The organism is Pirellulales bacterium (assembly GCA_035533075.1).
Classification (GTDB): Bacteria; Planctomycetota; Planctomycetia; order Pirellulales; family JAICIG01; genus DASSFG01.
In genome coordinates, this window is sequence record DATLUO010000252.1 from 19663 (window position 1) to 27051 (window position 7389).

7 protein-coding genes and 1 tRNA gene are annotated in these 7389 nt (G+C 61.3%); 5 read left to right on the top strand and 3 right to left on the bottom strand.

Going from position 1 to position 7389, the window contains the following annotated elements; genetic code table 11:
* Nucleotides 1–21: 21 nt before the first annotated feature.
* Both VNH11_31380 and VNH11_31385 read left to right on the top strand, forming a co-directional pair.
* Entirely contained in the window at nt 22–2571 is a 2550-nt protein-coding gene (locus VNH11_31380; GenBank protein HVA50887.1) for an ATP-dependent Clp protease ATP-binding subunit, read from the top strand.
* Nucleotides 2572–2689: 118 nt separating this feature from the next.
* Nucleotides 2690–3349, top strand: a complete 660-nt coding sequence (locus tag VNH11_31385) for a Uma2 family endonuclease (protein HVA50888.1) — start codon at nt 2690–2692, stop codon at nt 3347–3349.
* Between the two features lie 67 nt (nt 3350–3416).
* Here the strand turns inward: VNH11_31385 and VNH11_31390 are convergent, their stop codons facing one another.
* Nucleotides 3417–3830, bottom strand: a complete 414-nt coding sequence (locus VNH11_31390; protein ID HVA50889.1) for a toll/interleukin-1 receptor domain-containing protein — start codon at nt 3828–3830, stop codon at nt 3417–3419.
* On the bottom strand, nt 3817–4239 hold the full coding sequence (locus VNH11_31395) for a toll/interleukin-1 receptor domain-containing protein (protein HVA50890.1): 423 nt from the start codon (nt 4237–4239) through the stop codon (nt 3817–3819). The genes VNH11_31390 and VNH11_31395 overlap by 14 nt, the downstream gene beginning before the upstream one ends.
* A gap of 322 nt (nt 4240–4561) precedes the next feature.
* Here VNH11_31395 and VNH11_31400 point away from each other — a divergent pair, with 322 nt between their 5' ends.
* Entirely contained in the window at nt 4562–5056 is a 495-nt protein-coding gene (locus VNH11_31400) for a hypothetical protein (protein HVA50891.1), read from the top strand.
* Nucleotides 5053–5982 carry a PfkB family carbohydrate kinase gene (locus VNH11_31405; protein HVA50892.1) on the top strand — a complete coding sequence of 310 codons (930 nt, stop codon included), beginning with the start codon at nt 5053–5055 and terminating at the stop codon, nt 5980–5982. Before VNH11_31400 ends, VNH11_31405 begins: the two co-directional genes overlap by 4 nt.
* Before the next feature lie 115 nt (nt 5983–6097).
* Here VNH11_31405 and VNH11_31410 read toward each other — a convergent pair.
* A tRNA-Leu gene (locus VNH11_31410) sits at nt 6098–6181 on the bottom strand.
* A gap of 137 nt (nt 6182–6318) precedes the next feature.
* On the opposite strand from VNH11_31410, the gene VNH11_31415 reads away from it, so the two are divergent.
* Nucleotides 6319–7389 (top strand): glycosyltransferase (locus VNH11_31415; GenBank protein HVA50893.1); only part of this gene is annotated, 1071 nt, incomplete at its 3' end.

The window sequence follows — 7389 nt, forward strand, 5'->3', positions numbered from 1 at the left end:
ACCATAACGGAGAGACCTGGAATGTACGAACGATTTACTGACCGCGCCCGTAAGGTTATGCAGTTGGCCAATCAAGAGGCCCAGCGGTTCAACCACGAATACATCGGCACCGAACACGTGCTCTTGGGCCTAATCAAGGAAGGCAGCGGGGTGGCGGCCAACGTGCTGAAGAACCTCGACGTCGACCTGCGCAAGATTCGCTTGGAGGTCGAAAAGCTGGTGCAGAGCGGCCCCGACATGGTCACCATGGGCAAGCTGCCGCAAACGCCGCGGGCCAAGAAGGTGATCGAGTATTCGATGGAAGAGGCCCGCAACCTGAATCACAACTACGTGGGCACCGAGCACATTCTGCTCGGCCTGCTGCGAGAGCAAGAGGGTGTGGCGGCCCAGGTGCTGATGAACCTGGGGCTGAAACTGGAAGAGGTACGCGAAGAGGTCTTGAACTTGTTAGGACACGGTATGGAAAGCGGCGAAGGGGGAGAACGCAGCCCGGCGGGCGGAGGCGGCGGCAGCGGGGCCAGCGAGGGCGGGGGCAAATCGAGCAAGTCGAAGACGCCCGCACTCGACAGCTTCGGCCGCGACCTGACCGAGTTGGCCCGTCAAGGGAAACTCGACCCGGTGATCGGCCGCGAAAAAGAAATCGAACGCGCCATCCAGATTCTCTGCCGGCGCACCAAGAACAACCCGGTGCTGTTGGGCGAGGCGGGTGTCGGCAAGACGGCCATCGTCGAAGGTTTTGCCCAGCGCGTGGTGGATGGCGACATTCCCGAGCTGTTGTCCGATCGGCGGATTGTGGTGCTCGATCTGGCGATGATGGTGGCCGGCACGAAGTACCGTGGCCAGTTCGAGGAACGCATCAAGGCGGTCATGAACGAGGTCCGCCGCGCGAAGAACACGATTCTGTTTATCGACGAGCTGCACACGCTGGTCGGCGCCGGCGGCGCGGAAGGGGCCATCGACGCCTCGAACGTGCTCAAGCCGGCCCTGGCCCGCGGCGAAATCCAGTGCATCGGCGCCACGACGCTCGACGAGTACCGCAAGTACATCGAGAAAGACAGCGCCCTCGATCGCCGCTTCCAGCTCGTGATGGTCGAGCCTTCGACCAAGCCGGAAACCGTGGAGATTCTCAAGGGTCTGCGCGACCGCTATGAATCGCACCATCGCGTGCAGATCACCGACAAGGCGTTGGAATCGGCCGTCGAGCTGTCGAGCCGTTATATCACCGGCCGTTGCTTGCCCGACAAGGCGATCGACGTCATCGACGAAGCGGGTGCCCGTGTGCGTCTGAAGGCCATGACCCGTCCGCCCGACTTGAAGGAAATCGACGAAGAAGTCGAGCACCTCAACAAGGAGAAGGAAGAGGCGGTCGCCAATCAGGACTTCGAGAAGGCCGCCGCCCTGCGCGATCAGGCCGACAAGCTGAAGAAGAAAAAGCTTTCCATCACCCGCGACTGGCGCGAGCGTTCGCGCGAGGCCGACGGCGTGGTCGACGACGAGGTGATCGCCGAGGTCGTCTCGAAGATGACGGGCATTCCGCTCACGCGGATGAGCACCGAAGACTCGAAGCGGCTGATGGAGATGGAGGGCGAGTTGCACAAGCGCGTCATCAGCCAGCACGAGGCGATCAAGCAGATCGCCAAGGCGGTTCGCCGCAGCCGCAGCGGTCTGAAAGATCCCAAGCGGCCCAGCGGCTGCTTCATCTTCGCCGGGCCGACCGGCGTGGGCAAAACGCTGCTGGCCAAGGCGCTGGCCGAGTTCATGTTCGGCGACGCCGACGCGCTGATCCAGATCGACATGAGCGAGTACATGGAGAAGCACAACGTCAGCCGCTTGATCGGCGCTCCGCCGGGCTACGTCGGCTTCGAGGAGGGCGGGCAGCTCACCGAGAAGATTCGCCGCCGGCCCTACGCCGTGGTGCTCTTGGACGAAATCGAGAAGGCCCACCCCGACGTGTTCAACATGCTCTTGCAAGTGATGGAAGAAGGACGGCTGACCGACAGCTTTGGCCGCAACGTCGACTTCCGCAACACGATCTTGATCATGACGACCAATGCCGGCGCGGAGGCGATCAAGAACGAGTCGGCGTTCGGCTTCCAGAAGCCGGAAGACAACGCCAACTACGAGAGCATGAAAACTCGCGTCAAGGAGCAGATCGAGCGTCACTTCCGGCCCGAGTTCCTCAACCGCTTGGACGACGTGATCGTGTTCCACCACCTGACGGTCAACGACTTGAAGGAGGTGATCGACCTGGAGTTGAGCAAGGTCCGCGGCCGTTTGGCGGAGCGTGGCTTGAAGCTGCTGCTCACCGACGAGGCCAAGAAGTTCCTGATCAAGAAGGGTTCCGACACCGATTTCGGCGCTCGTCCGCTGCGTCGGGCGATCGAGAATTTTGTCGAGGATCCGCTTTCCGAAGAACTGCTCAAGGGCGAGTTCGAAGGCAAAGACACGATCACGGTCGACGTGAAGAAGGTGGGCGAGACGAAGCAGCTCATCTTCGAGGGCTCGGTGGGCGGCGAGTTGGAGACGCCCGTGGGCGCCGTCGCCGGCGACGGTGCCGAGACCGATTCGTAGGGTGGGGCAAGCTCGCTTTGGCGAGCCCGGTCCACCGATAGCGACGTTTATTTCACAGCCGCCGTCCGATTCGTTCGGGCGGCGGCTGTTATTCTGAACGCGGCAGCTTTCTATGAGCATGATTGTTGTCTACGACGACGCGGTACACATTCCCGACGGAATCGGCAATCTGGCTGATTTCCGTCATTGGATGCGCTCCGACGAGTTCCCTGAGGCGGCACGCATCTGCTACCTGAGCGGGCAGGTATGGGTGGATATGAGCAAGGAACAGATCTTCACCCATAACCAGGTCAAGCAGGAATTCAACCTGGTGATCGGCGGTTTGGTGAAGGCGGAGCGACTTGGCCGTTACTTTCCCGATGGACTTTACGTGACGAACGACCTGGCAAATCTGGCTTCTCAGCCAGACGGAACCTTCGTGTCTCGTCAGAGCCTCAAGTCGGGTCGCGTGCGTCTTGTTGAAGGCGAGAAGGAAGGCTATCTCGAGCTGGCTGGTTCGCCCGACATGGTGCTCGAGGTGGTAAGCGCCAGCTCGGTCGAGAAGGACACGGAAACGCTCCGCGATCTTTACTGGCGGGCCGGGATTACGGAGTATTGGCTCGTTGACGCCAGAACCGACCGCCTGGCATTTACGATTCTGCGACACGCAGCCGGCGGATATGCGGCCGCGCGCAAACAAGGTGGTTGGATCAAATCGGGTGTCTTTGACCGCCGGTTTCGCCTGACATGCGGGACGGACGACGCGGGAAACCCGGAGTATGGGTTGTCGATGCGTTGATGCTACCCGGCGCCATCCACTTGAGTGGCCTATCTCGACCAAACATCGCGGATGTCTGTCCGAAACGCTATCGATGGGATTTCAGTCCGATTCCCCAGATTCGAAGGAGGTTGCGGCAGCCTTGATCGAAGTCGCCTTGAAAATCCACCATCTGGAAGATTTCTAGCCAACCAAGCCTGCCAAGATCGCAGGGGCGGTAGCGGACCGGGATGATCTTGTCCTCGAATCGCTTGTCACGAAGAGCAAGAGCGGTTTCGCGTCGCACCCACATCGACTCAATAGCATCAGGCGAGAGCAACACCACAAACCAGTCACATCGCTGAAGAGCCTTAAGGATTTCGTCTTGCCACTGCTGGGCACCCAGCAAGTTCGACGGGCTGTAGAATGTCGGAATGCCGTGCCCGCGCAACAGCGTCGCCAGGCGTTCGGCCATGTCATGATCCGCGCTGGCGTGAGAAAGAAAGACCTCAAGCGGAGGCATTACAGCCGCTCTCAATTTCCGCTCGGACCCGAGCGACGACGGGAACCAGATCGGGCGAATCGCCCTCAAGCCAGATTGGATTCAGACGGAGCAGAATCCACGGAACATCTTTCCCCGCTTCGACCGTCGAGAGTCCAATAAAAACAGGAATCACTCGCCCTCGATAGTTGCCCTGCGTCAATGCGTACTGCACATCCTGGCTCAGCGTCGCGATCTCGCGTGCATTTTTCGTATAGAGCACGACCATCACTTCCGATTGTGCCAAGGCGTTGCCGGTTTCCAAGGCCCAATTGTCGCCGGGAAAGATGGACGAAGGATCCCAAACGTCGATACCCGCCTCGCGGAGTTTCCCAGACAACCGATCGGCCAGATCGCGATCGGAACTGGCGTGACTGATGAACACCTGCATGATAGTTTCCTCGCAAGAGAGGCTGTTTGAGGGCATTATAGACGCGGCGGCTTTGTGGCGAAAGGACGACATCGTGCCGCGGCGAACTCCGTCTTTCCAACATTCGTCGCAACAACCGGCGTTGCAGAATCGGCCAACCCGGCGATTTTCGCGCGGCGCTCGGCTATACTGCACTCGGCCCCCGTCGAGGTAAGGAGCGAATCACCAAACCGATGTCTGCCATCCAATACGGTTCTTGGCTCGGACTGTCCAATCTGGATCGGGTTCGTCCTGCACATCGACCTCGATCCGTTGGAGAAGAACGGTGCGACGGAATAGTGTCATGAACTTCATTCGGCGGCATCGGCGCTTATCAGCCGTTGTTTCGGTCCTTTTGATCGCGCTCGCGATCTTGGCAGCGGCGCCTTTGGTTGGTTGGTCCAAGGCGCTGGCCACCGTCGTCGTGACGGTATGGGTGGCACGCATCTTTCGCGAGCCGGCGTCGACCACATGGCGACAAGCATGGCGCTGGCACAAAACCGTTTTTCACTATCACTCGATGATCGTCGGCCGCCTCGTCATTCGGTACGATCCCGCCTCGATCGACGCCAAAGAGGCGGCCAGGATTGCGCGCAAAGCAGAGTCGTGTCTGACTGAACTAACCGAGTGGTGCGGCTGTCGGTTGCGTGGCCGAGTTCTCATATTCGTTCTCCCCTCCGTTCACGCCCTTCAAGAGATTTTCGGCGCTCGTTACGGCGGTCTCGCCTTCTGCGAGCATCGGACCATCGTCGTGTCCGCGAATTGTGCCATTGAGGGCGGCTGGAGTTCAAGACGATGATTGTCTCCGTTGGCCTCTCTCCCGCCTGGCAGCAAATACTGCGGTTTGAAAGCCTGCGCATCGGCGAAGTCAACCGGGCGGCCGAAGCGCGGTGGTGCTCGTCGGGCAAGGTGTTCAACGTCGGCATCTCTTTGTCGCAGCTCGGAGTTGCTTGCCGGCTCGTCAGCCCGGTCGGCCGCAACGTGCATGACCACGTGGAGGCGGAGTTGCGGGAGCTGGGCGTTGAGTCGAAGCTGATTGTCTGCGATGAACCGACGCGTGTTTGCACGACGCTGATCGATTCGTCCAGCGGCACGGTGACCGAGTTGGTCGAAAATGCCCGGCCACTTGCCGCCAGCGTGCTCGATCGAGTTGCCGAAGAGTATGCGGCCGAGGTGGTCGCGGCCGACGCGGTCGTGATGACCGGCTCGCTGCCGGCAGGCACACCCACGAGCTTCTATCGCGATCTGCTGGAGCGTACCGCGTGCAAGACGGTGCTCGATGTGCGAGGTCCTGAATTGCTGGAGGCGCTTCCGCTCAATCCTTTCGCTGTGAAACCGAACCGCGAAGAGCTCGGCAAGACGCTCGGCCTGCCGCTCGACGACGACGCGGCGCTCGTGGACGCGATGCGCCAACTCAATACGCTCGGCGCCCAGTGGGCGATGATCACCGATGGCAAGCGGCCGGTGTGGGCCAGCTCGGCCGAAGGCGTCTTTCGCTTGCAGCCGTTGGTGATGGATAAAGTCGTCAACCCGATCGGCTGCGGCGATTGTCTGGCGGCGGGCCTGGCCTGGGGCCTGGCCGAGGGTCGCGGGCCGCTCGACAGCCTGAAGCTCGGCATCGCGGCGGCGGCTCAGAACGTCACGCAGCTTTTGCCCGGCCGCATCGATCGCGCGACGGTGCTGGAGTTGAGCCGGAAAGTGGTCGTGGAGCTGGCGGCGTCGTAGCCCGCCTGCTCCGCAAGAGGAATGACCGTTCATCCGCGTTGGGCGTCCCTTCCGGACCATAGCATCAATTGGCGCGCAAACGCTCTTCCGCTTGCGGAGCAAGCGGGCTACCGAGTGCGGGAAACAGGACTTGAACCTGCATGGTATTGCTACCGCCAGCCCCTCAAGCTGGTGCGTCTGCCAATTCCGCCATTCCCGCAGAATAGGGCATTTTGCCTCAATTGAGTCTACGCGATGCCAAAGCTGAGTCAAGACGGACGTTGCTCTTGACCAGAACGCGTAAATCGCCATATTTTCCAGCCTCTGCCCACTCACGGAGGAGTCCTCGGCGGCGCTATGACGGCCATTCACCTCGTTGTGCTCAATTTCAACGGACGGCATTTGCTCGAAGAGTGCCTTCCGTCGGTGGTCCGCGCCGCCGACGATTCACGCCATCCTTGCCGCGTCGCGGTCGTCGATAACAGCTCCACGGATGACTCGCTGGAACTGCTCGGCAGCGAATATCCCGATATCGAGCTGTTCCACTGTGCCAACCACGGACTCTGCTCCTACAACGACGTGCTCGCCAAGCTCGATAGCCCGGTGGTCGTCTTGCTGAATAACGACATCAAGCTGTCGGCTTTGGCCATCGACCCCTTGGTTGAGCCGCTGCTGGCCGAAGGGCCCGGCGCCGGCGGACGGTGTTTTATGGCCGCGCCGCTCTGCCGGCTTTTCGACGGGCAAACCTACGAAGGGCTGCAAAGCGCCCTCCGCTGGCGATGGGGCCTCATTCAGGCCGTCTCCGATTATCTGGGCCACGAGCGTGTGATGCACCGTCCGTGCCTGACGGCGTCAGCGGGCGCGGTGATGGCGGTCGATCGACAGACTTTTCTGGACTTGGGCGGCTTCGACCCGCTCTATTTGCCGGGCCGGTTGGAAGATCTCGACTTCGCTTACCGCGGCTACCTGGCCGGCTATCACGCGAGGTATGTGCCCGAAGCCCTGGCGTATCACAAAGGCGAGGCGACCTTCCGGCAGGAGCTGGGCGCGGCGAGGTCGCAAGCGTTGGCGGTGCGGAACACCCTGCTGTTTCATTGGAAGAACCTGCGGCATCCGTGGCACGTTGCTCGGCATTGGGCATCGTTACCAGTTAGGCTGGCGTGGGATTGGTTGCGAGCGCCGTTTGCTGCCGGCGAGCGGAGGTTCTTGTTTACCAGGGCCGTCTTTCAGGCCGTCGTGCGGCGCTGGCGCCATGGCCCGTCGCAGCGTCCGCCGCGGCGGTCGTGGCGAGCGGAACGGGCGTTCGTGCGGGGTTTCGACTGGCGGAACTTGAAGGCAGAAGTGGTAGGGTGGGACCAGCGAGCTTGCGAGCGCCGGCCCACCGTAAACGACGTCGCTATCGGTGGGCCGGCGCTCGCAAGCTCGCTG